At 63.2% G+C, this 24,794-nt stretch carries 27 protein-coding genes; 14 read left to right on the top strand and 13 right to left on the bottom strand.

Translation table 11 applies throughout. The features are described 5' to 3' along the window. Nucleotides 1–87 precede the first annotated feature (87 nt). Together QQJ96_RS20020 and QQJ96_RS20015 are read left to right on the top strand one after the other, a co-directional pair. Nucleotides 88–1,308, top strand: a complete 1,221-nt coding sequence (locus QQJ96_RS20020) for an MFS transporter (protein WP_284333794.1) — start codon at nucleotides 88–90, stop codon at nucleotides 1,306–1,308. Nucleotides 1,309–1,345: 37 nt separating this feature from the next. Then, the gene (locus QQJ96_RS20015) at nucleotides 1,346–1,831 is read left to right on the top strand and encodes an FKBP-type peptidyl-prolyl cis-trans isomerase (protein ID WP_284333793.1); all 486 of its coding nucleotides are present in this window, start codon (nucleotides 1,346–1,348) and stop codon (nucleotides 1,829–1,831) included. A gap of 54 nt (nucleotides 1,832–1,885) precedes the next feature. On the opposite strand, the gene QQJ96_RS20010 is transcribed toward QQJ96_RS20015, so the two are convergent. From QQJ96_RS20010 to QQJ96_RS19995, 4 genes are all read right to left on the bottom strand, one after another. Beyond that, nucleotides 1,886–2,317, bottom strand: coding sequence for an organic hydroperoxide resistance protein (locus tag QQJ96_RS20010; protein WP_284333792.1), 432 nt, complete (start codon nucleotides 2,315–2,317; stop codon nucleotides 1,886–1,888). 5 nt (nucleotides 2,318–2,322) lie between these two features. Next, a complete protein-coding gene (locus QQJ96_RS20005) occupies nucleotides 2,323–2,796 on the bottom strand; it encodes a MarR family winged helix-turn-helix transcriptional regulator (RefSeq protein WP_284333791.1) in 474 nt (157 codons plus the stop codon). 75 nt (nucleotides 2,797–2,871) lie between these two features. Next, nucleotides 2,872–3,363 (bottom strand): C40 family peptidase, encoded by a 492-nt coding sequence (locus tag QQJ96_RS20000; protein ID WP_284333821.1) that lies wholly within the window; start codon nucleotides 3,361–3,363, stop codon nucleotides 2,872–2,874. Between the two features lie 177 nt (nucleotides 3,364–3,540). After that, nucleotides 3,541–4,887 (bottom strand): hypothetical protein, encoded by a 1,347-nt coding sequence (locus QQJ96_RS19995; protein ID WP_284333790.1) that lies wholly within the window; start codon nucleotides 4,885–4,887, stop codon nucleotides 3,541–3,543. A gap of 214 nt (nucleotides 4,888–5,101) precedes the next feature. Here QQJ96_RS19995 and QQJ96_RS19990 point away from each other — a divergent pair, with 214 nt between their 5' ends. The 4 genes from QQJ96_RS19990 (at nucleotide 5,102) to QQJ96_RS19975 (ending at nucleotide 8,981) form a co-directional block, all read left to right on the top strand. Continuing rightward, on the top strand, nucleotides 5,102–6,361 hold the full coding sequence (locus tag QQJ96_RS19990) for an NAD(P)/FAD-dependent oxidoreductase (protein ID WP_284333789.1): 1,260 nt from the start codon (nucleotides 5,102–5,104) through the stop codon (nucleotides 6,359–6,361). A 60-nt stretch (nucleotides 6,362–6,421) separates the two neighbouring features. After that, nucleotides 6,422–7,768: a glutathione-disulfide reductase gene (gene gorA, locus QQJ96_RS19985; RefSeq protein ID WP_284333788.1), complete on the top strand. Its 1,347-nt coding sequence runs from the start codon at nucleotides 6,422–6,424 to the stop codon at nucleotides 7,766–7,768. Between the two features lie 24 nt (nucleotides 7,769–7,792). Then, entirely contained in the window at nucleotides 7,793–8,578 is a 786-nt protein-coding gene (hutG, locus tag QQJ96_RS19980; protein WP_284333787.1) for an N-formylglutamate deformylase, read from the top strand. Between the two features lie 178 nt (nucleotides 8,579–8,756). Next, nucleotides 8,757–8,981: a hypothetical protein gene (locus QQJ96_RS19975; protein WP_284333786.1), complete on the top strand. Its 225-nt coding sequence runs from the start codon at nucleotides 8,757–8,759 to the stop codon at nucleotides 8,979–8,981. Between the two features lie 199 nt (nucleotides 8,982–9,180). On the opposite strand, the gene QQJ96_RS19970 is transcribed toward QQJ96_RS19975, so the two are convergent. The 8 genes from QQJ96_RS19970 to asnS form a co-directional block, all read right to left on the bottom strand. Beyond that, nucleotides 9,181–9,603, bottom strand: a complete 423-nt coding sequence (locus tag QQJ96_RS19970) for a RidA family protein (RefSeq protein ID WP_284333785.1) — start codon at nucleotides 9,601–9,603, stop codon at nucleotides 9,181–9,183. Next, nucleotides 9,600–10,268 carry a carbonate dehydratase gene (gene can, locus QQJ96_RS19965; RefSeq protein ID WP_284333784.1) on the bottom strand — a complete coding sequence of 223 codons (669 nt, stop codon included), beginning with the start codon at nucleotides 10,266–10,268 and terminating at the stop codon, nucleotides 9,600–9,602. The genes QQJ96_RS19970 and can overlap by 4 nt, the downstream gene beginning before the upstream one ends. Before the next feature lie 9 nt (nucleotides 10,269–10,277). After that, a complete protein-coding gene (locus QQJ96_RS19960) occupies nucleotides 10,278–11,729 on the bottom strand; it encodes an aldehyde dehydrogenase (RefSeq protein ID WP_284333783.1) in 1,452 nt (483 codons plus the stop codon). A 60-nt stretch (nucleotides 11,730–11,789) separates the two neighbouring features. Continuing rightward, the gene (locus QQJ96_RS19955) at nucleotides 11,790–12,644 is read right to left on the bottom strand and encodes an alkaline phosphatase family protein (RefSeq protein ID WP_284333782.1); all 855 of its coding nucleotides are present in this window, start codon (nucleotides 12,642–12,644) and stop codon (nucleotides 11,790–11,792) included. Between the two features lie 217 nt (nucleotides 12,645–12,861). After that, nucleotides 12,862–13,653, bottom strand: coding sequence for an SDR family NAD(P)-dependent oxidoreductase (locus QQJ96_RS19950; RefSeq protein WP_284333781.1), 792 nt, complete (start codon nucleotides 13,651–13,653; stop codon nucleotides 12,862–12,864). A 13-nt stretch (nucleotides 13,654–13,666) separates the two neighbouring features. After that, nucleotides 13,667–13,984 (bottom strand): hypothetical protein, encoded by a 318-nt coding sequence (locus tag QQJ96_RS19945; protein ID WP_284333820.1) that lies wholly within the window; start codon nucleotides 13,982–13,984, stop codon nucleotides 13,667–13,669. A gap of 5 nt (nucleotides 13,985–13,989) precedes the next feature. After that, nucleotides 13,990–14,790 (bottom strand): MalM family protein, encoded by an 801-nt coding sequence (locus QQJ96_RS19940; RefSeq protein ID WP_284333780.1) that lies wholly within the window; start codon nucleotides 14,788–14,790, stop codon nucleotides 13,990–13,992. Nucleotides 14,791–14,807: 17 nt separating this feature from the next. Continuing rightward, nucleotides 14,808–16,208 carry an asparagine--tRNA ligase gene (asnS, locus tag QQJ96_RS19935; RefSeq protein WP_284333779.1) on the bottom strand — a complete coding sequence of 467 codons (1,401 nt, stop codon included), beginning with the start codon at nucleotides 16,206–16,208 and terminating at the stop codon, nucleotides 14,808–14,810. A gap of 131 nt (nucleotides 16,209–16,339) precedes the next feature. Here asnS and QQJ96_RS19930 point away from each other — a divergent pair, with 131 nt between their 5' ends. From QQJ96_RS19930 to radA, 8 genes are all read left to right on the top strand, one after another. After that, a complete protein-coding gene (locus QQJ96_RS19930) occupies nucleotides 16,340–16,666 on the top strand; it encodes a HesB/IscA family protein (protein ID WP_284333778.1) in 327 nt (108 codons plus the stop codon). A 208-nt stretch (nucleotides 16,667–16,874) separates the two neighbouring features. After that, a complete protein-coding gene (rpsF, locus tag QQJ96_RS19925) occupies nucleotides 16,875–17,303 on the top strand; it encodes a 30S ribosomal protein S6 (RefSeq protein WP_284333777.1) in 429 nt (142 codons plus the stop codon). 17 nt (nucleotides 17,304–17,320) lie between these two features. Further along, a complete protein-coding gene (gene rpsR, locus QQJ96_RS19920) occupies nucleotides 17,321–17,551 on the top strand; it encodes a 30S ribosomal protein S18 (RefSeq protein WP_017462785.1) in 231 nt (76 codons plus the stop codon). A 108-nt stretch (nucleotides 17,552–17,659) separates the two neighbouring features. After that, the gene (gene rplI, locus QQJ96_RS19915) at nucleotides 17,660–18,112 is read left to right on the top strand and encodes a 50S ribosomal protein L9 (RefSeq protein ID WP_284333776.1); all 453 of its coding nucleotides are present in this window, start codon (nucleotides 17,660–17,662) and stop codon (nucleotides 18,110–18,112) included. A 244-nt stretch (nucleotides 18,113–18,356) separates the two neighbouring features. After that, complete coding sequence (dnaB, locus tag QQJ96_RS19910) at nucleotides 18,357–20,786, top strand: replicative DNA helicase (RefSeq protein WP_284333775.1); 2,430 nt, start codon at nucleotides 18,357–18,359, stop codon at nucleotides 20,784–20,786. Between the two features lie 148 nt (nucleotides 20,787–20,934). Further along, entirely contained in the window at nucleotides 20,935–22,023 is a 1,089-nt protein-coding gene (alr, locus tag QQJ96_RS19905) for an alanine racemase (RefSeq protein WP_284333774.1), read from the top strand. Between the two features lie 52 nt (nucleotides 22,024–22,075). Next, entirely contained in the window at nucleotides 22,076–22,351 is a 276-nt protein-coding gene (locus tag QQJ96_RS19900; RefSeq protein WP_284333773.1) for a type II toxin-antitoxin system Phd/YefM family antitoxin, read from the top strand. Nucleotides 22,352–22,487: 136 nt separating this feature from the next. Beyond that, a complete protein-coding gene (gene radA, locus QQJ96_RS19895; protein WP_284333819.1) occupies nucleotides 22,488–23,867 on the top strand; it encodes a DNA repair protein RadA in 1,380 nt (459 codons plus the stop codon). A gap of 31 nt (nucleotides 23,868–23,898) precedes the next feature. Here radA and QQJ96_RS19890 read toward each other — a convergent pair whose 3' ends face one another. Continuing rightward, the gene (locus QQJ96_RS19890) at nucleotides 23,899–24,708 is read right to left on the bottom strand and encodes a cytochrome C assembly family protein (protein WP_284333772.1); all 810 of its coding nucleotides are present in this window, start codon (nucleotides 24,706–24,708) and stop codon (nucleotides 23,899–23,901) included. Nucleotides 24,709–24,794: the final 86 nt, after the last annotated feature.

Genomic DNA, 24,794 nt, shown 5'->3' with positions numbered 1-24,794 from the left:
CGTGATTCGAATGCCCATTATACATGAATGACGGGACGCCTGCCTTGTCGTGCTAGCCTCGCGCGGCCGCCCACCAGGGAAATCCGCATGTCCGTCCTGTCTGCCCTCCGCGAGTTGAATCACGAGCAGCGGCATACCGTGCTGGCGAGTTTCCTGGGCTGGACGCTGGATGCGTTCGATTATTTTCTCTACACCTTCGTGATCGTCGGCATTGCGCGGGAATTCCATGCCGATCGCACCGAGGTCACCCTGGGCGTGTTTCTCACGCTGGCGGCGCGGCCGGTCGGCGCCTTGCTGTTCGGTCGCCTGGCGGATCGTTTCGGTCGCCGGCCGGTGCTGATGATCGACGTGCTGCTGTTTTCGCTGTTCGAACTGGCCACCGCGTTTTCCACTTCGTTGACGATGCTGCTGGCCTTGCGTTTCCTGTTTGGCGTGGCGATGGGCGGCGAGTGGGGCATTGGTGCTTCGCTGGCGATGGAGTCGATTCCGCCCAAGTCGCGCGGCCTGGTTTCCGGCCTGCTGCAAAGCGGCTACCCCTGCGGCTTTTTCCTGGGCGCCCTGGCCAATTGGCTATTGATCGACCATGTCGGCTGGCGTGGCCTGTTCGTGGTGGGCACGCTGCCGGCGCTGCTGGTGCTGTATATCCGGCGCAAGGTGCCTGAATCGCCGGCGTGGGAAGCGAGCCAGGCGGCACATGGCAGGCGCAGCCTGGGCGAGGCCATGCGCGGCCACTGGAAGCTGGCGATCTACCTGATGTGCCTGATGGCCGCGTTCAACATGTTCAGCCACGGCTCGCAGGACATGTATCACACCTTCGAAGAGGTCAACCTGCACCTTCCCACCGGTTCGGGCTCGGCCTTTCTGCTGGTGGCCTTGCTCAACCTGGGCGCCCTGGCCGGCGGCATTTTCTTCGGCGGCTGGTCGGAAAAAATTGGGCGCCGCCGCGCCATGATCGTCGCCGCCCTGCTGGCCATCCCAGTGATTCCGCTGTGGACGTATGGCGGCTCGCTCTTGCTGTTGGGCCTGGGCGCGTTCCTGATCCAGGTGATGGTGCAGGGCGCCTGGGGCGTGGTGCCCACGCATCTGAACGAGCTGTCGCCGGACGCCGTACGCGGCACCTTGCCCGGCTTCGCCTATCAGATGGGCAACCTGATCGCAGCCGGCACTGCTACCGCGCAGTCCTGGCTGGCGGCGCAGGGGGCGGGACTGCCGCTGGTGATGTCGTTGTGGATCGCCGCCGTGGCGATACTGCTGGCGCTGCTGGTGTGGCTGGGTCCGGAGGCCCGCGGCGTGCGCTTCGGTAGCTGATAGAATCGCCCTCTTTGGTACCCCAAAGAGACAGGCAATGAAGGCTGGCAAGGACAAGGTCATCGCGTTCCACTACACGCTTAGCGTGGACGGCGAGAAGGTGGAAAGCTCGCACGACGGCGGCGAGCCGCTGTGGATACTGCTGGGCCACGGCCAGCTGATTCCGGGCCTGGAGAAGGCGCTGGAAGAGCATGGCGCCGGTGACACCCTGCAGGTGGAAATCCCGCCGGCCGAAGGCTATGGCGAGCGCCAGGAAGACCAGATCCAGCGGGTGCCGAAGAAGTACTTCCAGCAGGGCAACCGCCTGAAGCCCGGCATGGTGACCGTGCTGTCGCTCAAGCAGGGCGGCCAGCGCGCGGTGACGGTGCACAAGGTCGGCATGAGCACGGTGGATGTGGATCTCAACCACCCGATGGCCGGCAAGACGCTGAATTTCGATGTCGCGATCCAGGAAGTGCGCGAGGCGACCGAAGAGGAAATCCAGCACGGACATGCGCATCCGCCGGGTGCAGCGGCGCATTAAGCTCAGATGTGACAACGGCGCCTTGCGGCGCCGTTGTTCTATTCGCCCTAGGCGTCAAACCAGGCTGATCTGCACGTCTACATTGCCGCGGGTGGCATGCGAGTAGGGGCAGATGTCGCGATGGGCGACGTCGACCAGTTCCTGCGCCACGGCGTGATCGATGCCCGGCAGGCTCACTTCCAGCTTCACCGCGATGGCAAAGCCGGCGGGCTCGCGCGGACCGATGCCGACGTGGCCGGTCACCGAAGCTTCTTTCAGCGTGACCTTCTTCTCGCGCGCCACGTAACGCACGGCACCCTCAAAGCAAGCGGCGTAGCCAGCAGCGAACAACTGCTCCGGATTGCTGCCGTGGCCGCCGGGGCCGCCGAGTTCCTTGGGCACCTTCAAATCGAAATCCAGCACGCCGTCGCTGCTGTGGATGTGGCCCTCGCGGCCGCCCTTGGCGGTAGCGGTGGCGGTATAGAGGACTTTGGTCGGATTGCTCATGGCATTTACTCTCCTGGGTCAATGGGGGTTGGGTCGGTGGGAGAGGCGAGCTGGGTCGCCAGGTTTTTCAACTCATCGCGCAGACGCGTGAAGGCGTCGACGGACATGCAAAGTTTTTCGGCCAGGCAGCGTGGCACCTCGGCCGCGCGTACGCGCAGCGTATGGCCAGCATCGGTCAGGGTGATTTCCACCTCGCGCTCGTCACTTTGACGGCGGCGCCGGCCCAGTAGCCCGGCTTGCTCCAGGCGCTTGAGCAATGGCGTGAGGGTGCCCGAGTCCAGCTGCAAGCGCTCGCCTAGTTCGCGCACGGTCACGCCGTCGCGCTCCCATAGCACCAGCATCACCAGGTATTGCGGGTAGGTGAGGTCCAATGCCTCCAGCAGGGGGCGATAGACCGCTGTCATCCGGCGCGAGGCCGCGTACAGCGCGAAGCAGAGCTGTTCGTCCAGCAGCAGGGAGGGGGACAGGGGCTTCTTCATGACGAAAACAGTAGCATCAAATTTAATTGTGCACAATATAATTTTCGTGAAGCCGTGCAAGGCGCCTTCAGGTCGTTAGTCCAGCAATCGCTTTCCGTACTCGAAATGATCGCGCCAATAGGGTCCGTCGATATCATCGAGCCGCACGGTGCCGCCGCTGTTCGGCGCATGCACGAAGCGCCCCTTGCCCACGTACACGCCGACATGGCTGATGCCGCGGCCGCTACCGAAAAACACCAGGTCGCCGCTGACCAGGTCGTCCATGTGCTTGATCTTGGTTCCGCTGATGGCGGCCATGTCGCGCGAGCTATGCGGCAAGTCGATGTTGGCGGCATTGCGGTAGATGTAATCCACCAGGCCGCTGCAATCGAAGCCGCTGGTCGGCGTATTGCCGCCCCAGCGATAGGGTGTGCCGACCAGGGCCATAGCGCGAAACAGGACGTCATTGGCGGTCCCGACCGCATTTTCCGGCGCGCGCGCCGGTTCATCGGCGAGCGCGGAATTGGATGCTTTGTAAGTGGCCTCATGGCGAGGCGAGCTGGCACAGGCGGCCAGCAAGGACAGCATGCCGACGAGCACACCAAGGCGCAGCACACGGACGCTTGATCGGTGTTTGTCCGTATCCCCTGGGCTGGCTTGGGCCATGCGCAAACCTCGGCGGTGTCGATGCGCCGAGGTTATAACAAATCAATGGCTTGCAGAAAAGTTTTTAGGAATTGGAGGAGCTTGTGCGAGCGGGGTCCATCATTGAGCAGGCACTTCGATGTCCTGTTGCTGCAGGGTTTTGCCGGCGGCATCCCAGGCGACCAGGCGGTAGTGGCCTGGGTAGAGATAAAGCTGGTTATGCGAGTGATTGCGCAGGAAGGTGTAGCGATCGGCCGGCGTGGCGTTATCCGGTTCGCTCGGATAATGGGCGTCGATGACGCAGGGTATCGTTCCTGCGCACAGGTCGCTGCTGATCCGGTAAGGCACGCGTTTGCCGCCCAGCGTAAGCCACGATGGTCGTTGGGTGGGATCGAGCGGCATGCGTGGCATCATCACTTCGCGGCGCAATACGTCGCTGCGCATGATGCCTTGCACATCCAGGTCGCGTTCGAAGGCAGGCGGCACGATGACCGTGACGTCATGCTGGCTCGGATCTGAACTCCAGATCGTGTCTGCGCCATGCTGGCGCAGCACGTAAGGCACCGGCGAGGAGAATTTGCCGGCAATCGTGTTGTAGAACCCGAAGTCCAGGCCACCCACCGCAACATCGCGGAATTGCACCTGGTCCACGCTCAGCGGATCGTAACCACTGAGGCGTTTGAGCTGCGCCGCCATGGGCTGGATGGACCCACCGAGGTTGCCCGCTCGCTTGTCGATATGGGCATAGCCGGCATGCACGAACAATTTGGCCTGCGGGTCCTTGGCGAACACTTTTTCGTAGAGGCTATTCGCTTCAGCAGTATCGCGGTCGTCGACGGGTACGTTGTCCGGATCATAGGCCACGATGGTGTAGCCGAGCCGGATCGCCTGGCGCACGATCTCGCCATACAGGGGTTCAAGCAGGTATTCGCTGCCCGATGTATCGGTCACATAGCCGCGGTGCATCAGGTCGGTGTCCTTGGTGCTCAACGCCTCCACCGCAAAATACTGGAAGCCCAGTGCACGCAGGCGCGGAAGCAGGGCCAGCGTGAGTTCGCGGGTATGGGCATCATGGTGCGCCTCGTTCACCATCACGATGTGGCGCTTGGCGGCGAGCTCGGCCACTGCGGTGGCGGCGTCCACCTCCTGCCATTGGCTGGAATCGGGCAGCGGCAAGGACCTGGGCGGCGCGATACGGTTGTCGAACGGGAAGACCATTACCGCTTCGTTGTAGAGACCTAGCTCGCTGTCCACCGTGGCCAGCAATTGCTGCGCGAGCGACCTGTCGTCGCCACTCAGCAAAGGGATCACTGAAGCGACGTATTCGTGCCGCGCCAGCCCATTGGGGGCGCTGCCGAAGCGGGTCACTACTTCGCGGGCGGAGGGGGGCGAAGGCTGTCCATACGCGCTGATCGAGAGCATCAGCACGGTCGGACAAAGCAGGCACAGCACGTTCATCAGACGCATGGGCGTGGGGACGATGTCGTGGATGCGGCATCAGCCTGCACCCTAAGACAGGTAGCACGCAAGTACTTTTCTGTGGGTGATGTCGAGCTCGCCGAGGAGCCGGATTGGACCGCGCAAAATCAAGTACCAATGGGTTCGAAACGCGGCAGGCCATCGGTGGCCCGGCGGCCCGCAGTTTTTCAACAGCCCGTTCGCTCCCCGCTACAATGGTCCGATGAATGCTTCCCGCAGTGACGTACTGATCCTTGGTGGCGGAGTGATCGGCCTTGCCTGTGCGCTGCATCTGCTCAAGGGCGGAGCAAGGGTGCGCGTGTTGGAGCAAGGCACGCCCGGTTGCGGCAGTTCGCACGGAAATTGCGGCACGATCACGCCCAGTCATGCCGCGCCGATGACCATGCCGGGTACCTTGGGCGTGGCTTTGCGCTCGCTGCTACGCGCCGATGCGCCGCTTTACCTCAACCCGCGCCTGGATGGGCCCCGCTTGCGCTGGCTGATGGGTTTCGCGCGGCGCTGCACGTGGCGCGACTTCGAGCGCGCCGCGCAAGCACGGGCGGCCATTTTGCAGCGCTCGTACCGGCTGCTTGCCGAGTTGGTCCGCAGCGAGCGGCTGGATTGCGAATTCGTCGAAGAAGGCTTGCTGTACGTCTATCGCAGCAGCGCGCAGATGGCCGATGACGAGCATCACCACGCGCAGTTGCTCGACCGCTTGGGGATTGCCGTGCAACGCCTGCGTGGCGGCGAAGTAGAGGCCATTGAGCCGTCGCTTAAGGCGGGCGTGCAGGGCGGGATGTTTCATCCCGGCGATGCGCGCCTGCGGCCGGACCGCTATGCCGCCGAACTGGCGCGGCTGGTGCGCGAGCGGGGCGGCATCATCGAAACAGGCGCGAAAATCGAGCGTATTGCCACCGATGGAAAAGGCATCGTCAGCGTGGCGACGGCACTTGGCGATTTCACCGGCGATCGGGTGGTGCTGGCATTGGGTGCGTGGTCGCCGTTGCTCGGCAAGCAACTGGGCTTGCGCCTGCCAATGCAGCCGGGCAAAGGCTATTCGCTTACCTACACGCGCCCGGCACAGGCTCCGCGGCATGCGCTGGTGCTGCGCGAAGCCAAGGTTTGCGTGACCACCTGGAACAGCGGTTTCCGCCTGGGCAGCACGATGGAATTCTCCGGTTACGCGGAAGGAATCAATCGCACGCGCATCGACGCACTCCGGCGTGGCGCGGCCGAATGCCTGCGTGAACCGGAAGGCCCGCAATTGCAAGAGGAATGGTGGGGCTGGCGGCCGATGAGCGTGGACGAAATACCGATCATCGGTCCCAGCGCACGCTGGTCGAATCTGCATCTGGCCACCGGCCATGGCATGCTCGGCGTCAGCATGTCCGCGGCGACAGGGGAGCTGGTCGCCGCGCAGATGCTTGGCGCTGCGCCGGCGATCGATCCCGCGCCGTATGCGCCGTCGCGCTTCCATCTGTGAATACGCGTACGACCCACGCAATGAGCCATACGCTTTGAATATCCATCGCAGGAGTGATGCATGAGCGAGCGTTTCGACCTGATCGTGCTGGGAGCGGGTTCCGGCGGCTTGAGCGCAGCACAGCGCGCGGCCCGACTGGGTGCGCGCGTGGCCTTGTTCGATCCGGACGCACTGGGTGGCACTTGTGTCAATCGCGGCTGCGTACCGAAGAAAGCGATGTGGTTTGCCGCGCAAATCGCCGACATGCACCGGCTTGGCGCCGAGATCGGTTTCGAAAGCTCGCCGCTACGGCTGGACTGGGCGCGCTTTCGCACTCTGCGCGATCAATACATCGCCGGCATTCGCCATCGTTATGCAACGCGACTGGACACGGCCGGCATCCGTGTGATCACGCAAGCGGCGCGACTTGTTGCTAGCGACACGGTGCTTACGGCCCAGGGTATCGAGGCCAGTGCACCACATATCGTGATCGCCACTGGCGCAAGCCCGCGCCGGCTCGACATGCCGGGCTTCCAGCTCGGCATGTTGTCGGACCAGATCTTTATGCTGGATGCGCCGCCGCAACACATTGCGATCGTGGGCGGCGGTTACGTAGCGGTGGAGTTCGCTTGCCTGATGCGTGGACTCGGCTGCCGGGTGGACTTGCTGGTTCGCGAACATCTGCTGACCGGTTTCGATCGCGAGCTGGTCGAGGCGCTGGCAATGCAGATGCAGGCGCACGGCATCCGCATCGTGCGCAACACACGGCTCAAGCGTGCGCGCGGCGAGCCTGGCAAGATCACGCTGGAAGCGAACGATGGTGTCGAGCATGGCGTATACGATGCCGTGCTATGGGCCATAGGACGTGTTCCCAATAGCCATGACCTGGGCCTGGAGGCCCTTGGTGTGGAGCGCGACGAAGCCGGCCACATACTGGTCGACGCGTCCCAGGTTACCAGCGTGCCTGGCATCTACGCCGTGGGCGACGTAACCGATCGCAGGGCGCTCACGCCGGTGGCGGTTGCCGCAGGGCGAGCCTTGGCCGAGCGGCTGTTCGCAGGCCATGGCGAGGAGCCATTCGAAGACCAGGACATTCCCAGTGTGGTGTTCTCCGAGCCGCCGTTGGGGGCAATCGGCCTTACCGAGCAACAGGCACACGCCCGCTACGGCGATGCCGTGAACGTGCATACCGGCCGCTACACGCCCTTGCTGTGGATGGTGGCCGGGCGCTCCGAGCAGAGCATGGTCAAGCTGCTGAGCGTGGGCGAGGAGCGCAAAGTGGTCGGCATCCACGTCCTGGGGCCGGGCAGCGACGAGTTGCTGCAAGGCTTTGCCGTGGCCATGCGCAAAGGCCTGTACTGGCGGGACCTGAAGTCGACCATCGCGATCCATCCCACCGCGGCGGAGGAGCTGCTGTTGCTGCATTGAGCGCGGACGGGCGAAACTGGGCGGATGGATACCTTCACCCTGACCCGCGGCCACGCGCCACTACTGATCAGCCTGCCGCATGACGGCAGCTGGCTTCCCGAAGAACTGGCCGCGCGGATGCAGCCCGCTGCGCGCTGCGCGCCCGATACCGACTGGCACGTTGCCCGACTGTACGAGCCGCTGGCGCAGGAACTGGGGGCCAGCCTGATCAAGCCGGTGGCCTCGCGCTACCTCGTCGATTTGAACCGCCCGGCCGATGGCCACGCCCTGTATCCGGGCAGGCGCGAGACGGGGTTGGTGTCCACCATCGGCTTTGATGGCGAGCCCTTGTACCTGAGTGGGCAGGAGCCGGATGCGGATGACATCCAGCGGCGCGTCGAGACCTGGTGGCGCCCCTACCACGAAGCGCTGGCCGGGGAGCTGGCGCGGCTGCTGGCTCAGCATGGCCGGGCGGTGCTGTGGGACGGCCATTCCATCAAGAGCCGGGTGCCCATGCTGTTTGAAGGGCGCCTGCCGGATTTCAACCTGGGCACCGCCGATGGCGCGAGCTGCGACGCGGACCTGCAGTGGAGCCTGACCCGGGTGCTGGAAGCCCAGCGCCGTTACGACTTTGTGGTCAACGGGCGTTTCAAGGGCGGCTACATTACGCGTCACTACGGCCAGCCGGGGGAGGGGGTGCAGGCGGTGCAGCTCGAGCTGGCGCAGTGCCAATACATGGACGAAGAGAGCTTTGCCTGGGATCAGGCCAAGGCGGCGGGGGTGCAGGCGACCATACGTGAGCTGTTGCTTTGTTGCCTGGCCAAAGACTGACAGGTAGCGGGGTGGTAGCGCGGGTTTTGTTTAAATAGCTAGCGGCGACCTCGAAATTTTCCTACGTCCGTTCAGTTTCGGTATGCCGAGGTGGATGCATTGTTAGGGCCGTCACGCCGCCCGCGATAGCCGGGTTCCGGCCGGGTCCGTGGCAACCAAAATCTCGAGGCTCATGATCATGATGCGTAAACTTGCGATTGCTTCCCTGCTCGTGGCAGGTGTCGCTCTTTCCGGTTCGGTGCTGGCTCAGGATACGTCGGCTGCTCCGGCATCCGCGTCGACGTCGGCCACCACGGCCAAGCACGCCGCCCACCACAAGTCCTCGACGCACAAGACCCACAAGGCGAAGAAGGCCAGCAGCGGCACCACCGAGCCGGCCTCCAGCAGCACCGCTGGCAAGTAATTCCCTTCATCCGTTGCGGATGCAAAGACCCGGTGGGCGCAGGCCCCCGGGTTTTTTTATGGGCGCGCCAACGCTGCGATGCATGTAGGCTGGGATGATAGTCCCAGCTTTCTACGTAGCATCCCGATGCTGGGATTGCCATCCCAGCCTACGTGCAGCCAGACGTGCATACAGTGCGGTGCCGGGCACGTGGAATAGATCAGAGCACCCCTACAGCGGCGATGCACTTCAGTTCGATCGCGATCGGCGTCGGCAAGGCAGTGATGCCCAGCGTGGTGCGGCAGGCATCCACGCCCTGGAAGTATTCCGCGTAGAGGCGGTTGTAGACGGGGAAGTCGCGCGCCATGTCGGTGAGGAACACGGTGACGTCGACCAGGTCCTCCCAGCGCGCGCCGCTGGCTTCGAGAACTGCGCGCACGTTGGCGAACACCTGTCGGCACTGCTGCTCGATGTCGTAGCCGATCAGCTTGCCATCGGCGTCATGCACGTTGCCCGGGATCTTGTTGCTGCCCGGTTCGCGCGGCCCGACGCCGGAGAGAAACAGCAGGCCGCCCACGCGGCGCGCATGCGGATACGCGCCAACCGGGGCAGGGGCGGTGTCTGTGCGCACCACGCCGCTCATCGCAACTCCCCTGAGCGGGCCATCAGCAGCTCAAGCGCCTGCTCGTAATGGGGCCGCAAGGTTTCGCGCGACGAAACATGCATCCCTAGGTCATGCATATGGCCATTGGCAAGGCTGTAGCACCATGCGTGCACGGACAGCGGCTGGCCACGCTCCCAGGCATCCATCACGATGGTGGTCTGGCACACGTTGACCACCTGCTCGATCGCATTGAGTTCGCACAGACGCATATTGCGCAACGGCATCGAGTCCAGCGTGCCCAGCTTGTCCACGTGCTTGTAAGCCACGTCGCCGACGTGACGCAGCCAGTTGTCGACCAGGCCTAGCCGACGCTCGTCCAGCACCGCCTGCACGCCGCCGCAGCCGTAGTGACCCACCACGATGATGTGCTCCACTTTCAACGCATCCACCGCGAACTGGATGGTGCTGAGGCAGTTGAGGTCCGTGTGCGATACCACGTTGGCGACATTGCGTTGGACGAAGATCTCGCCGGGCGGCAGATCCACGATCTGCGTGGCGGGCACGCGCGAATCGGAGCAGCCTATCCACAGGTATTTGGGCGACTGCTGCTTGGCCAGGCGCTCGAAGAAGCTCGGATCGGCCTGCGTCACCGACGCCGACCAGCGGCGATTGCTGTCGATCAGATCCTGCAAAGGGCTGCTCATGATTTTTCCTTAGTAACGAATGCAGATATTGCGCGGCTCGGTGAAGAAGCGCAGCGCTTCGGCGCCGCCTTCCCGGCCGAGGCCGGATTGCTTGCTGCCGCCGAATGGCGTGCGCAGATCGCGCAGCAGCCAGCAATTGATCCACACGATGCCGAATTCAAGCTGGGCGCCCATGCGATGCGCGCGTGACAGGTCCTGTGTCCACAATGAGGCCGCCAGTCCGTAGCCTGAGCCGTTGGCGATGGCAATGGCTTGCTCCTCATCCTCGAAAGGAATCAGCGTGACGAGCGGACCGAAGATTTCCTGCTGGTTGGTAAGCGTGTCGTTGGCCAGTCCCTCAACCACGGTGGGGGCGATGAACCAGCCGTCGGTGCAGCGTCCGTCGAGTCGCAGCGCTTCGCCGCCGCAGAGAATGTTGCCGCCTTCCTCGCGCGCCTGTTCGATGCAGCGCATAACCTTGTCGAAATGCTCGCGCGAAACCATCGCGCCAAGATCGGTTGAAGCCAGCTCAGGGTCGCCCACGCGCAGTGCTTGCACCTTCGCGAGATAACGTTCGCGGAAGCTGTCAAAGATCGAGCGCTGCACCAGCAGGCGCGAGCCGCACAGGCAGATCTCGCCCTGGTTGGCAAAGCCCGAGCGCACGATGGTGTCGAGGTTCGCGTCGCTCAGATCGGCATCGGCAAACACGATGGCGGGGTTCTTGCCGCCCATTTCCAGCGACACTTTCTTGAATTGCGGCGCGGCCGTGGCGGCGATGCTTGCGCCGGTGCGTGTGCTGCCGGTAAAGGAAATGGCCTTGATTGCCGGATGCTCGATGATCGCCTGGCCGGTACTGGGGCCGCGCCCTTGCACGATGTTCAACACGCCGGGTGGAAAGCCCGCTTCAAGGCTCAGCTCGCCGAGCAGGGCGGCGGTGCAGGGTGTGATTTCCGAAGGCTTGGCCACCACGGCGTTGCCGCTCGCCAGGGCCGGTGCAATCTTCCAGGTGAACAGATACAGCGGCAGGTTCCACGGGCTGATGCAGCCGACCACGCCAAGCGGACGTCGCAACGTGTAGTTGATCGCGCCGCTTTCCATCGCATGCGATTCGCTTTCCCAACCCATGATGGCGGCGGCGAAAAAGCGCAGGTTGGCTACGGCACGTGGGATGTCCAAACGCTTGGCCAGCGCGACGGGCTTGCCGCTGTCGCGCGACTCCAGCGCCGCGAATTCTTCGAGCCGGGCTTCGATCAGATCGGCAAGCTTGTGCAGCAAGCGCGCACGTGTTTCGGCGGGCGTTGCCGCCCATCCCGGCGCCGCTTGTTGCGCGGCCTTGGCCGCTGCATCGACATCCTCGGCGGTGGAGTCGGGGCATTGCGCGAACACCGCGCCGGTGGCCGGCTCGTGGACGTCGAGCCATTGGCCGCCCGCAGAAGCCTGCAGGCGACCGTCGATCAGATTGGCGAGGCGGGTGCTTGGCATCCGCCCAAGCTTAGAGCCTGTCCGGGTGGAATGCACCGGACGCGTCCGTATGTCTTTATCTCAAGGAGTCGGGCTTGGCGTGGCGCTCCACGGATCGCTGATGGCACTCACATTGGCGGCATTGGCGAAGGGCGCAAGGCCGTACATGTCGAGCAAAGTGCGCAACACGTTGTAGTGATTGGCCGGGGTATTGCTCTGCGTGCCGGGCGCAATGCCTTGACCGACCCAGAACATCGGTATCTGGTTGGCCGAAGTTGCCGAGTCGTCTTCGTCGAACGTTACGATCAGCAGGCTATTGTGGGTTTGAGCCCACTGCGCGTAGGCGTCCATGTTGTTCTGCAGCCAGCTGTCGCCGGTACCCACGTCGCAGTCGTGCATGTCGTCGCACATGTTGGGGATTACGAACGAGACCGTGGGCAGTTGCGTGAAGTCAGTGGGGAACTCGCTGAACATCAGGCTGCTGGTGGTTGGCACGTTCGAGAAGTCCACCCATGGGGCGTGCTTGCGCGCGTACAGGCGATCGCTGCTCCAGCAATCGGTGGCGCCGTCAGAGGGCAGATTTTCCGCGTAACCGGTGAAGCTGTAGCCGGCCGTGATCAAGGCCGCGCCCAGGTTCGCGATATTGCCCAGATCCTGCGGACAGGAGTCGTCCGTCACGCCCTGCGTATCGCCTGAGAACAGCGCCAGGTAATTGGGCTGGCTCGGGTGGGTGATCGCAAAGGCCTGGTTGAAGATCACGCCTTGCGCGGCGAGGCTGTCCATATACGGCGCGGCGCCGCTGCCCAGGACCTGGACGTTTTCCTTGTTCTCCATCACTACGATGACGACGTGATCGTATTTGGGCGGTGCCGCCAACGCGATTTGCGCCGTGGCAGCGGCAAACAGGGCGAATATCCACTTCACTGTGTGTCTCATTCGTAACCCCTCAAGTGTGTGTGATTGACAATGACCATGCTTCGCGCGATCGGCCGCGCGCCGGGCACGCTACCGAGCAGCCATGACATTGAAATGACCTGGCCGGTAGTTTTTAAGCGCGATGGTCCCCGTGCGGGGCGAATGTGATTTGTGCGTGATTTTGAGGTGTTTGCTACGTCGAATTCGTAGGCTGGGATGACCATCCCAGCCTGCGCGATCAACTAAGCGCTTTGGTGCGCCCACCATCTACCGCAATACTCACACCATTGACGTAAGCGGCTGCCGGCGTGCACAGGAAGGCGATGACCGCCGCGACCTCTCCGGGCTCAGCAAAGCGCCGCGCGGGGACGGCGGCGGCCATTTCCTTGGCCAGCTCCTGTTCGCTGCGACCGGTTTTCTGGGCTTGCACGGCCAGTAAGCCGTCCAGTCGCGCCGTGCGCGTATAGCCGGGCAGCACGTTGTTGACGGTGATGCCATCGACAGCCACCTCGCCGGCCAGCGTCTTGGCCCAGGCGGCCATGGCGGCGCGCACCGTGTTGGAAACGCCCAGGCCCGGGATCGGTTCTTTCACCGAGGTGGAAATCACGTTCACCACGCGTCCGTAGCTACTGTCGCGCATGCCAGGCAATACCGTTTGCAGTAGCGTGTGCGCAGCCAGCACGTGTTGGCGAAAGGTATCTTCGAAAGCGGTGGTTTCGGCGCCATGAATCGGGCCGCCCGGCGGGCCACCAGTGTTGTTGACCAGGATATGGACCGGATGGGTTTGGACGATACCGAAAGCTGCGGCTTTCAGTCCGTCGCTGTCGGACATGTCCACACTGCGCCATGCATGCTGTTGCGAGGCGTGTTTGCGCGGCAAGCTGTCCGCGAGTGCGGCGAGGCGTTCGGCCGAACGCGCCAGCAGGGTGACGTCGGCGCCCAGTTCGGCAAGTTCGATCGCCGTCGCCCGGCCGATGCCCTGCGACGCGCCACACACCAGGGCGTGACGTCCGCTCAGATTCAAATCCATGGGGATCTCCCGGTCAGGAACGGCTGAACCATTGCATGGCCAGCGCGGCGACCCAGCAGGCCCAGGCCAGCCATTGACTGTAGCGCCAGCGTCGCCATAAGCGCGTGATCGCGGCATCGTCGATGGCGGCGATCGCCGGCGAGCGCAGCACGCTTTGCATGCGCAACCATAATTGCGGTCCATGCGCAGCCTGCGCGCTGCCGGTATCCACGATCACTTTCCAGTGTTGCGGATAGTCTTCGCGCAAATGCTTGGCGATGCGAAAGGGCAGCACGGCATGGGTGATGAAGCAGGCGAGGCCGATCACCAGCAAGCCGATGTAGACCACCACAAGAATCAAGGGCTTCTCCGCGGCAGGCCAAGATCCGCGCCAAGGGAATTGAGCAGGCCGTCGCCCTGCGGGGCCTTGCCGCAGACCGCGCCGCTCACTGCGCGCTTGTAGGAGTTGTCCATCAGGCCAATCCAGACTACGCCTTCCGGCCCGTGCTGGATTTTATAGCTGCCGCCCATGGTGGTGGTGGTGGGCGCGGTGCTGGGCGTGGTGCTGCTGGCAGTGGAGAACGTGCTGGCCGATTGCTCCCAGTAGGTGTTGTCCGTTTGCTGCTTGGACGAGCTGTACACCACCAGGTAGCGCGCACGGTCGCTGGTGATTTCAACGCTGCCGAACGCACCGCTGTCGCTGTTGGTCCAGCCCATGTATTCGCACAGCTTCACGTCCTGCGAGTCGATCGGCTGGAAGGCTTCATCGAGCTGCACGATGGTAGGCGCGAACAGATAGCTGCTGCTGGTGACGGAGCGCCCGACCAGCTCCGATTTCAGGCCGACCTTGTACGGCAGCTTCACGTCCTGCGGCAGCGCGAAGCTAAGGAAGTAGCTGCGCGAACCGTTGATCGCGGCCACCTGGCTGCCTGGGCCGAGTTCAAAGCGCTGCGGCCGCCAGGGCAGGCGCGTTTGATAGGAGAAGTCCGCGAAAGTCGTGCAACAGGGCGTCGCGTCGCTGAGTGCTTTCTTGGCGTCTGCCAAGGGCCGGATCGGCTGGCTCTGCGGCAGCAGGTCGGTAGGTCGCGGCAGCTTGACGCTATGGCAAGCGGCAAGCGCCAGGACGGATGCGAGGACGAGTAGCAGTTTGAAACGCATGAGTATTGCCCGAGGAATTAAAATTCGGCGCTCCCTGCCGCGCGTGGGTAGGGAATGGCATCACGGATATTGGTCAGGCCGCACACGTATACAAGCAGGCGCTCGAAGCCGAGGCCGAAGCCAGCATGCGGTACGCTGCCGTAACGGCGCAGGTCACGGTACCAGCCGTAGGTGGCAGGATCGAGACTGAACTTGGCCATGCGGCGATCCAGGTAGTCCAGGCGCTCCTCGCGCTGGCTGCCGCCGATGATTTCGCCGATGCCGGGGGCCAGCACGTCCATCGCGGCGACGGTTTTTTCGTCGTCGTTCAGGCGCATGTAGAAGGCCTTGATCTGCTCCGGGTAGTTCATGACCACGACCGGGCGGCCGACGTGCTTTTCGGCCAGGTAGCGCTCATGCTCGGTCTGCAGGTCCACGCCCCACACCACCGGGAATTCGAACTTCTGGCCGGAGTTCTTGAGGATCTCGATGGCATCGGTGTAGTCGATGCGCTCGAACGGCTGGCTGATGAATTTCTCCAGGCGCGTGATGGCTTCCGGCAGCACGCGCTCGGCGAAGAACGCCATGTCGTCCGCGCGCTCCTCCAGCACCGCCTTGAAGATCGCCTTCAGGAAGGCTTCCGCGCAGTCGGCGTTGGCGGTCAGATCGGCAAAGGCGATCTCCGGCTCCACCATCCAGAACTCGGCCAGGTGGCGCGGCGTGTTGGAGTTTTCCGCGCGGAAGGTCGGGCCGAAGGTGTAGACCTTGCTCATCGCCAACGCGTAGGCCTCGACGTTGAGCTGGCCTGACACGGTGAGGAAAGCCTCGCGGCCGAAGAAATCCTTGCGGAAATCGATCTTGCCTTTCTCGTCGCGCGGCAGGTTGGCCAGGTCCAGCGTGGACAGGCGGAACATGTCGCCCGCGCCCTCGGCATCGGAGGTGGTGATGATCGGGGTGTTGATCCAGAAGAAGCCCTGTTCGGTCAGGTGGCGGTGGATCGCCGTCATCATCGTGTGGCGTACGCGCGTGACGGCGCCAAACAGGTTGGTGCGCGGGCGCAGGTGCGCCACCTCGCGCAGGAATTCCATCGAGTGCTGTTTGGGCTGGATCGGATAGGTTTCCGGATCGTCGACCAGGCCGGTGACTTCCACGCGGTCGGCTTGCAGCTCGAACGCCTGGCCCTTGCCCTGCGAAGGCACGAGCGTGCCGCTGACGATCACGCCGGCACCTGCGGTGAGGTGTTTCACCTCGCTTTCGTAGTTGTCCAGGGTGGCCGGCACCACGGCCTGGATCGGATCGAAGCAGGAACCATCACTGACATTCACAAACGACAGGCCGGCCTTGGAGTCGCGGCGAGTGCGCACCCAGCCGCGTACAGTCACTGTGCTGCCGGCTTGAAGCTTGCCGGAAAGGGCCTGTTTGACGCTGACCACCGTCATGGATTGAAACTCCTAGGGAAGGCGCCCATCTGTTCATGGGCGTGAAGGCAAGCGGGCATGATAATGTAGCCCTTGCCGCACTGCGACACGCTGCATGCGCTCAAGTGCCCGATTCAAGACCGCAAGTCCTTATGACCATCTCGATCACCCCCTCCGCCCAGCAACGCATGCGCCAGTTCCTCGCGCAGGCGCCGTCCGCCGCAGGTGTCCGCTTTGGCGTGAAGCGCACCGGCTGTTCAGGTTTCGCCTATGTGGTGGATCTGGCCCAGCAGGTGGGCGAGGAAGACCAGACCTTCCAGATCGAGGGCGTGCCGGTGATCGTCGACGCCAAGAGCCTGCCGCTGGTGGAAGGCACCGAAATCGACTTCCAGCGCCAGGGGCTCAACGCCAGCTTCGTGTTCCATAACCCCAATGCCACCGGCGAATGTGGCTGTGGCGAGAGCTTCACGGTCGGCTGAGCGTCGGCCAGGGGACGATCCCGCGCAGATCCCGCTTCGGCGCGAGCGTCGGCATCCCAGCCAATTCAGCGACTTGCGCCGTTTCGCTCATCCCGCTTACAATTCCGCTTCTGTCCGCGCCGTGAAGGTGTTGGACAGCCCTTGCCTCACCGCCTGTCGCGGGAGGCTACGAGGCCCGTAAGGGTCCCATCCATAAGGAGTTTTCCCAATGACCTTGCGTCATTACGAAGTTGTATTCCTGGTCCATCCCGACCAGAGCGAGCAGGTTCCGGCGATGATCGAGCGCTACAAGACGCTGATCAGCTCCGACGGCGGCAAGATCCACCGCCTGGAAGACTGGGGCCGCCGCCAGCTGGCGTACCCGATCGTGAACCTGGCCAAGGCTCACTACGTGCTGCTCAACATCGAAGTGAGCCAGAACGTGCTGAACGAGCTGGAGTCGGGCTTCCGCTTCAACGACGCCGTGCTGCGCCACCTGGTGATCAAGCGCGACGAGGCTGATACCGAGCAGTCCTTCATCCTCAAGAGCAAGGAAAAGGATGACGCCAAGTCCTCGCGCCGCCGTGACGACGACGCCGAAGGCGATGACCGCCGCGTGGGTCGTGCCGATAGCGACGACGCCGACAACGAAGACTGATCCAGGAGCCAGCCGCCATGTCCAAGTTCTTCCGCCGCCGCAAGTTCTGCCGCTTCACGGCCGAAAAAGTCAAAGAGATCGACTACAAGGATCTCAACACCTTGCGCCAGTACGTCACCGAAAACGGCAAGATCGTGCCCAGCCGCATCACCGGCACCAAGGCGCGTTACCAGCGCCAGCTGGCCACGGCCATCAAGCGTGCACGCTTCCTCGCGCTGTTGCCGTACACCGACAACCACGACGTTTGATCGCTATACCCGCCTCGCCCTTGAAGGGCGGGGCGGTTTTCATCCCTTCGGACAACCGTCCACGGCTGCATCGGGCCACTCCGGTGCTAACGAATCGAGGAATCAATCATGGAACTCATTCTGCTTGAAAAGGTGCGCAACCTCGGCAACCTTGGCGACAAGGTCAATGTAAAGCCGGGTTACGGCCGTAACTACCTGCTGCCGCAGGGCAAGGCCGTGCGCGTGAACGCCGATAACCTTGCCGCGTTCGAAGCCCGTCGCGCCGAATACGAGGCCAAGGCCAACAATCTGCTGAGCAACGCCCACACACGCCAGGCCAAGCTGGCCGACGTGACGGTGACCATCAGCGCCAACGCTAGCCCCGAAGGCAAGCTGTACGGCTCGGTCGGCCCGCGCGAGATCGCCGACGCCTTGCAGGCGGCCGGTCATGACATCCACAAAGGTGAAGTGATCCAGGGCGAAGGCCCGATTCGCCACATCGGCGAGTTCGAAGTGGTGGTCAGCCTGCACGCCGACGTGCAGGGCTCGGTCAAGGTGGTAGTGGTTCCCGAGAAGCAGTAAGCCTCGGCGACCCTACGGATCGCGGTGCGCATGGCGCCGCCGTTCGATCTGGACCTAAGCAACCGACAAAGGCATTCGCGTCAACGCGAGTGCCTTTTGTTTTCTACGTGGGCGCACTTATCCCCGCCAGCCCACAAGATATCCACAGACTTATTGTCTTACACCGTGAGACAGCACCGCGTATGCTCGCAGCTTATGCCTGCCTACGCGGCTTTGCGCGTCTACCCTGCTACAGGGAATGTCCATGTCCTTTGCTCCCGAACGCAAACCCGCCCATAACTCCGTCGAAGCGTTGCGGGTACCGCCGCACTCCATCGACGCCGAGCAGGCTGTGCTGGGCGGCTTGATGCTGGCGGCCGATGCATTGGACCGCGTCGCCGACAAGCTCGGCGAGCAGGATTTCTATCGCAAGGATCACCGGTTGATCTGGCGCGCGATCAGCGAGCTTGCCAACAAAGGCATGCCTTGCGACGCGATCACGCTGGGTGACTGGTTCGAGGCCAACGGCCTGGCCGAAATGGTGGGCGGTGCGAGCTACCTGGTGGAGCTGGCCAACGCGACGCCGAGCGCGGCGAACATCATCGCCTATGCCGAAATCGTGCGCGAGAAATCCGTGCTGCGCCAGCTGATCGACGCAGGCACCGCGATCACCGAAGACGGCTACCGCCCGGAAGGCAAGACCGTGCACGAGGTGCTGGAGTCCGCCGAGCAGCGCGTGTTCCACATCGCCGAGTCCGGTGCACGCGGCAAGAAAGACACCGTATCCATGCGCGAGGCGGTGAAGGACGCCTTCCGCCAGTTGCACGAGCGGTACCAGAACCGCGGCCAGCTCACCGGCATCTCCACCGGATTCAGCGATCTGGACAACCTCACGTCGGGTTTGCAGCCGTCGGACCTGATCATCGTGGCGGCGCGACCGTCGATGGGGAAGGCCCAGCCGCTGGATGCGCGAATCAAGACGCTGACCGGATGGAAGCGCATGGGCGAACTGGAGGTCGGCGATGCGCTGGCTTCCGTCGATGGCGCGCCATCCATGGTGACTGGTGTTTATCCGCAGGGCGAGCGCCAGGTTTATCGCGTCCGCTTCTCGGATGGCCGTTCGGCTGAATGTTGCGACGAGCATCTTTGGACGGTTCACTATCGTCAGTGGGATCGTCCGCGAACCATAACCACGGGCGAAATCCGCAGCTTGCTGCAGCGCCGACGCTATCAGAAACGCCTGTGGATCGATCTCCCCAGCGGCGACTTTGGCCACAGCGAAAAACTGCCGCTTGATGGCTGGTTGTTGGGTGCCTTGCTGGGCGACGGCTCGCTTGGAGGCACTGCCGTGCGTTTCAGCGTCAAGGCCGAGGAAACTCTGAACCGCATGCGCGCCCGTGTCGGCGCGGAGCTGGAGCTGCAGTATGCCGGCCAGTACGACTGGCGCATCAAGCGTTGCACCAGCGAAGGCGCGAAGCGGGCACGGGTCAATCCGGTCAAACAGGGGCTTGAACAACTGGGTCTGTGGGGCCGAACCAGCTACGACAAGTTTATCCCGCGGGTTTATCTGGATGCCGCCAAGGATGTGCGGCTGGACGTGCTACGTGGCTTGCTTGATACGGATGGCTGGGTGGAGTCCTGGGGTAGCGTGCGTTTTTGCACAGTCAGCATCGAGCTGGCGCGCGACGTGTGCGAACTGGTGCGCTCGCTGGGTGGCTGGTGCTCGATGGCCGAGAAGCAGACTTCCTTCACCCATGAGGGCGAACGTCGGAATGGCGCGTTGGCCTACGTATGCACGATCAGCCACCCCGATCCGCAAAACTTGTTCCTGTTCGAAGGTAAGCGCGAGCGCCTGGAGAAAGGGCGCGTTCGTCGCAAGCAACCGGTCATCGTCTCGATCGAGCCGACGCGGCAGGCTGCGACGCAGTGCATATCGGTCTCGCATGCTTCGCGACTGTACCTGACTGACGACTATGTGGTGACTCATAACACCGCCTTCTCGGTCAACATTGCCGAAGCCTGTGCTCTGCGCGCCAAGAAGCCGGTAGCGATTTTCTCGATGGAAATGTCCGCTTCGCAGCTGGCCTTCCGTCTGATTTCTTCGGTAGGCCGCATTCACGCACAGCACCTGCGCACGGGCGACCTGGCTGAGGAAGATTGGCCGCGCGTCACCAACGCTATCGCGCTGTTGTCCGAGGCGAAGATCTTCATCGATGACACGCCGGGTCTTTCGCCGGTGGAAATGCGTTCACGCTCGCGACGCCTGGCGCGCGAGCATGGCGGCCTGGGCTTGATCGTGATCGACTACCTGCAGCTGATGCAGGTGCCCGGCAACAAGGAAAACCGTGCTACGGAAATTTCCGAAATCTCGCGCTCGCTGAAAGGCCTGGCGAAGGAACTCAACGTGCCGGTGATCGCACTGTCGCAGTTGAACCGCTCGCTGGAGCAGCGCGCGGACAAGCGGCCGATGATGTCGGACTTGCGTGAATCGGGCGCTATCGAGCAGGACGCGGACGTGATCATGTTCATCTACCGCGACGAGTACTACAACAAGGAATCCCCGGACAAAGGCCTGGCCGAGATCATCATCGGCAAGCAGCGTAACGGCCCCACGGATACGGTCAAGCTGACCTTCCTCGGGCACTACACCAAGTTCGAGAACTACAGCCCCGACTCATATACCGGGCACTTTTGAGCGACGTCTGCCCGCTCATTGCCATCTCCTTGCCCCGATCAGAGAGGGTGCTTGCCGGTAACCTATGCTGCAGCGGGCAGGAGCGGCAGACTTTATTGTTTGCGCGTCTTGTTCCCTTGAAGCTGCCAACGCCACTACAGCCAGGATCATGAGCCGCACCACCGTCGCTACCATCCATCTGGGCGCATTGCGCCACAATCTCGCGCGCATCCGGCAACTGGCCGCGCCCGCCAAGGTGATGGCGGTAGTCAAGGCGGATGCGTACGGACATGGCCTGGAGCGTGTCGCGCGCGCGTTGGATGGTGACGCTGACGCGTTCGCGGTGGCGTCGCTGGGCGATGGTTTGCGCCTGCGTGCGGCGGGTCATCGCCAACGCATCGTGGTGTTGTCGGGGCCGGATCAGGCCGGCGATATCGCGGAAATGCAGCGGCTGGGGCTGGATGCGGCGATTCATCATGAAAGCCAGTTGCGATGGCTGTCAGAAGCATCCCCGACGCGCGGGCGTCTGCGAGTATGGGTGAAGGTGGACAGTGGCATGCATCGCCTCGGTTTTGCACCCGAGCGTGCAGCGACCGTGCATGCTCAGTTGGCAGGCATGGCCGGCATCGACCCCGATATCGGCCTGATGACACATTTCGCCGAATCGGAGGTTTTCGACGGCGCGCGCACGCGCCAGCAGATTCTACGATTCCAGGCGGCGACCGAAGGCTTGTCCGGCCCGCGCTCGCTTTCCAATTCCGCCGCCGTGCTCGGTTGGCCCGACGCACGCGGCGATTGGGTGCGCACCGGCGGTTTGCTCTACGGCCTTTCTGTAGTGGAGGGGGGGAGTGGCGGCGATTTCGGCTTCCAGCCGGCCATGACCCTGTCCACGCGACTGATCGCCATCAACTCGATCAAACGGGGTGAGCGCATCGGCTACAACGGCCTGTGGGAGTGCCCGCAAGACATGCCGGTTGGCGTCGCCGCTATCGGCTACGGCGATGGTTATCCGCGCAGCGCTGTCGCCGGGACGCCGGTGCTGGTCGGAAACCGGCGCGTCCCGCTGATCGGGCGCGTCTCGATGGATCTCATCACGCTCGATTTGCGCGAAGCGCCGGAAGCCAAAGTCGGCGATCGCGTAGTGTTGTGGGGGCCGGAGTTGCCGGTGGAGATCGTCGCTGCGCAGGCTGGCACGATCAGTTATGACCTGACGTGCGGAATGACCCGGCGCGTACTTTTCGTAGAAGATGAGAATTGAAGGAAGGCTTTGAGTTCTATATTCAGTTCCCATCCAGCCGTCGGAGTACGCCATGGGTCTTGCGTCGCGAATTAAACCAATCAGCTATCTGAAAGCCAATGCGGCCGCAGTCCTGAAGCAACTCGCGGAGACCCGCGAGCCTATGGTCATTGCCCAGAATGGCGAGGCAAGGGCGGTTATCCAAGATATCGCTTCTTATGAGAGAACGCAGGAGACTCTGGCGTTGCTCAAATTGTTGGCGATGGCGCAAAAAGATCTGGAATCTGGGCGCACCACTCCGCTAGACGAGATTGTCACTCAGCTTCGCAATAAATACAGGTCGTGCTGACGCGGCACGAAGTGCAGTGCCTGAATCGCCACGGATCGGCGGTGCAGTCTCCGGTCGCGCTATAGCAATCGTCGTCTCGCGGTCTGCGATTGCCACGCGCTATGCTCGCTCCAACTTGAACTATTTCTACTACGTCATGGCCAAAGCCAAAACTGCCTATGTCTGCGCCGATTGCGGCGCCGAACACACCAAATGGCAAGGCCAGTGCATCGAATGCGGCGCATGGAACACGCTGTCGGAATTCGTGGTACAGCCGGCGCAGAAGTCCGTGGGCGCCGCAAGGCAAGGCGGCTATGCCGGCGCGGTCAATGGCGTGGCGCGGGTTACGCCGCTCACCGACGTGCTGGTCACGGCCGAATCGCGCAGCCTGACCGGCATCGGCGAACTGGATCGGGTGCTTGGCGGCGGCCTGGTCGATGGCTCGGTCGTGTTGATCGGTGGCGACCCCGGCATCGGCAAATCGACGCTGTTGTTGCAGATGCTCGGCACGCTGGGCGAAAAGCTGCCCAGCGTGTACGTGACCGGCGAAGAATCGCTGGCCCAGGTTGCGGCACGCGCGCAGCGCTTGGATCTGCCCTTGCAGCCGTTGCACGCCCTCGCCGAAACCGGCATCGAGCGTATTCTCGAACAGGTTTCCGCTACGCGGCCACGCGTGCTGGTGATCGATTCGATCCAGACGATCTGGACCGACCTGCTGACAGCGGCCCCCGGTTCCGTCAGCCAGGTACGCGAGTCGGCCGCCAAGCTCACCCGTTTTGCGAAGGAAACCGGCACCTCGGTGTTCCTCGTTGGCCATGTCACCAAGGAGGGCGGCATCGCCGGTCCGCGCGTGCTCGAACACATGGTCGACGCTGTGCTTTACTTCGAAGGTGAATCCGGCAGCCGCTTCCGTGTGTTGCGCGCCTTCAAGAACCGTTTTGGCGCAGTGAACGAACTGGGCGTGTTCGCCATGTCGGAAAAGGGCTTGCGCGAAGTGCCCAATCCTTCGGCGATTTTTCTTTCCGCCCACAGCGGTCCTACCTCGGGCAGCGCCGTAATGGTTACGCGCGAAGGCACACGTCCCTTGCTGGTGGAAGTGCAAGCCCTGGTGGATCAGTCCTCGTTGGGCAACCCGCGACGTGTGGCATTGGGCCTTGAACAGAATCGCCTGGCCATGCTGTTGGCCGTCTTGCACCGGCATGGTGGTGTGGCGGCCTACGATCAGGATGTGTTCGTCAATGTTGTAGGCGGCATCCGTGTGCAGGAGACTGCCGCCGACCTTCCGGTGCTGCTGGCCGTACTCTCGTCCTTGCGCGACCGCCCACTCCCGGAGAAAACCATTGCCTTCGGCGAAGTGGGGCTTTCCGGGGAAATCCGTCCGGTTCCCAACGGCGAAGAACGCATGAAGGAAGCGGCCCATCATGGCTTTCGGCGCGCCATCGTACCGAAGGCCAATGCGCCCAAGCAGGGACGGGTGGGCGAGATGGAAGTGGTGGGGGTGGAGCGTCTGGCGCAAGCGATCGACGCTTGCCGCTAGGCTGGGATTATCATCCCGGCCTACGTGTTGCTTAATCGACGGCGCGGTGCAGGATCAGTTCCAGCACGAATTTCGAGCCGAAAAACGCCAGTGCCAACACGCTCATGCCGATCAGCGTGAGGTTCACCGCGCTGCGTCCGCGCCAACCGTGCCGCCAGCGGCCGTAGACCAGGGCGCCAAACACCAGCCAGGCGATGATCGAGAGCACGGTCTTGTGCACCAGGTGCTGGCCGAACAGGTTGTTTACGAACAGGGCGCCGGTAAGCAGCGCCACCGTGAGCAACGAGAAACCGGCGCTGATCAGGCGAAACAGCAGGGATTCGGTCAGCGTCAACGGCGGAAGCGCGCTTAGCCATGGGCCGATATGACGGTGCCGCAGGGCCTGCTCCTGGATGGCGAGCAGTATCGCCATCGCCGCGGCAATCGAGAGCACGCCGAAGGCGAGCAGCGCCAAGGTCACATGCAGCTTGATATGCCAGTCCATCGACATGGGCGCGGTAGGTGGCGCGAAAAAGCTGTCGACGAACAGCAGCAGGGCACTTAGCGGAAACACGATCACGCCGAGTGCGACCACGGGGCGGGTGAGATTAACCAGCAGCGTCAACGCCGACACTACGCAGGCCACCAATGAAAGCGCGGCGAAGAAATGCAGGTCGAGTGCGCCCCGATGCGCCGCCAGCAGCCAGCCGGCATGCGCCAGCACGGCAAGGGTGGCAATGGCCAGGGCAGGCCGCGCTACCTTGGCTGGCGCAACGGTAGCGCGGCCGAAAAGCGGCCATGCCAGCAGCCCGCTGGCGAGCAGGTAGCAAAGGATGGCGAAGATGGACAGGGTCGCGAGCATGGCGTGCAAGTGTGGCACAGGGTGGGCATACGGTGAACGCGGCAGATGGCGGCACTTGCAATATTTAGATATTTGTCTAAATATCT

Source organism: Dyella flagellata (genome assembly GCF_030160275.1).
Classification (GTDB): Bacteria; Pseudomonadota; Gammaproteobacteria; order Xanthomonadales; family Rhodanobacteraceae; genus Dyella_B; species Dyella_B flagellata.
This window is presented reverse-complemented; position numbering and strand designations above follow the sequence as displayed.

What these genes read in the sequence shown, in the direction of transcription:
- QQJ96_RS20020 (WP_284333794.1), top strand. Translation starts at nt 88, where the DNA reads ATGTCCGTCCTGTCTGCCCTCCGCGAGTTGAATCACGAGCAGCGGCAT.
- QQJ96_RS20015 (WP_284333793.1), top strand. Translation starts at nt 1,346, where the DNA reads ATGAAGGCTGGCAAGGACAAGGTCATCGCGTTCCACTACACGCTTAGC.
- QQJ96_RS20010 (WP_284333792.1), bottom strand. Translation starts at nt 2,317, where the DNA reads ATGAGCAATCCGACCAAAGTCCTCTATACCGCCACCGCTACCGCCAAG.
- QQJ96_RS20005 (WP_284333791.1), bottom strand. Translation starts at nt 2,796, where the DNA reads ATGAAGAAGCCCCTGTCCCCCTCCCTGCTGCTGGACGAACAGCTCTGC.
- QQJ96_RS20000 (WP_284333821.1), bottom strand. Translation starts at nt 3,363, where the DNA reads ATGCTGTCCTTGCTGGCCGCCTGTGCCAGCTCGCCTCGCCATGAGGCC.
- QQJ96_RS19995 (WP_284333790.1), bottom strand. Translation starts at nt 4,887, where the DNA reads ATGCGTCTGATGAACGTGCTGTGCCTGCTTTGTCCGACCGTGCTGATG.
- QQJ96_RS19990 (WP_284333789.1), top strand. Translation starts at nt 5,102, where the DNA reads ATGAATGCTTCCCGCAGTGACGTACTGATCCTTGGTGGCGGAGTGATC.
- gorA (WP_284333788.1), top strand. Translation starts at nt 6,422, where the DNA reads ATGAGCGAGCGTTTCGACCTGATCGTGCTGGGAGCGGGTTCCGGCGGC.
- hutG (WP_284333787.1), top strand. Translation starts at nt 7,793, where the DNA reads ATGGATACCTTCACCCTGACCCGCGGCCACGCGCCACTACTGATCAGC.
- QQJ96_RS19975 (WP_284333786.1), top strand. Translation starts at nt 8,757, where the DNA reads ATGATGCGTAAACTTGCGATTGCTTCCCTGCTCGTGGCAGGTGTCGCT.
- QQJ96_RS19970 (WP_284333785.1), bottom strand. Translation starts at nt 9,603, where the DNA reads ATGAGCGGCGTGGTGCGCACAGACACCGCCCCTGCCCCGGTTGGCGCG.
- can (WP_284333784.1), bottom strand. Translation starts at nt 10,268, where the DNA reads ATGAGCAGCCCTTTGCAGGATCTGATCGACAGCAATCGCCGCTGGTCG.
- QQJ96_RS19960 (WP_284333783.1), bottom strand. Translation starts at nt 11,729, where the DNA reads ATGCCAAGCACCCGCCTCGCCAATCTGATCGACGGTCGCCTGCAGGCT.
- QQJ96_RS19955 (WP_284333782.1), bottom strand. Translation starts at nt 12,644, where the DNA reads ATGAGACACACAGTGAAGTGGATATTCGCCCTGTTTGCCGCTGCCACG.
- QQJ96_RS19950 (WP_284333781.1), bottom strand. Translation starts at nt 13,653, where the DNA reads ATGGATTTGAATCTGAGCGGACGTCACGCCCTGGTGTGTGGCGCGTCG.
- QQJ96_RS19940 (WP_284333780.1), bottom strand. Translation starts at nt 14,790, where the DNA reads ATGCGTTTCAAACTGCTACTCGTCCTCGCATCCGTCCTGGCGCTTGCC.
- asnS (WP_284333779.1), bottom strand. Translation starts at nt 16,208, where the DNA reads ATGACGGTGGTCAGCGTCAAACAGGCCCTTTCCGGCAAGCTTCAAGCC.
- QQJ96_RS19930 (WP_284333778.1), top strand. Translation starts at nt 16,340, where the DNA reads ATGACCATCTCGATCACCCCCTCCGCCCAGCAACGCATGCGCCAGTTC.
- rpsF (WP_284333777.1), top strand. Translation starts at nt 16,875, where the DNA reads ATGACCTTGCGTCATTACGAAGTTGTATTCCTGGTCCATCCCGACCAG.
- rpsR (WP_017462785.1), top strand. Translation starts at nt 17,321, where the DNA reads ATGTCCAAGTTCTTCCGCCGCCGCAAGTTCTGCCGCTTCACGGCCGAA.
- rplI (WP_284333776.1), top strand. Translation starts at nt 17,660, where the DNA reads ATGGAACTCATTCTGCTTGAAAAGGTGCGCAACCTCGGCAACCTTGGC.
- dnaB (WP_284333775.1), top strand. Translation starts at nt 18,357, where the DNA reads ATGTCCTTTGCTCCCGAACGCAAACCCGCCCATAACTCCGTCGAAGCG.
- alr (WP_284333774.1), top strand. Translation starts at nt 20,935, where the DNA reads ATGAGCCGCACCACCGTCGCTACCATCCATCTGGGCGCATTGCGCCAC.
- QQJ96_RS19900 (WP_284333773.1), top strand. Translation starts at nt 22,076, where the DNA reads ATGGGTCTTGCGTCGCGAATTAAACCAATCAGCTATCTGAAAGCCAAT.
- radA (WP_284333819.1), top strand. Translation starts at nt 22,488, where the DNA reads ATGGCCAAAGCCAAAACTGCCTATGTCTGCGCCGATTGCGGCGCCGAA.
- QQJ96_RS19890 (WP_284333772.1), bottom strand. Translation starts at nt 24,708, where the DNA reads ATGCTCGCGACCCTGTCCATCTTCGCCATCCTTTGCTACCTGCTCGCC.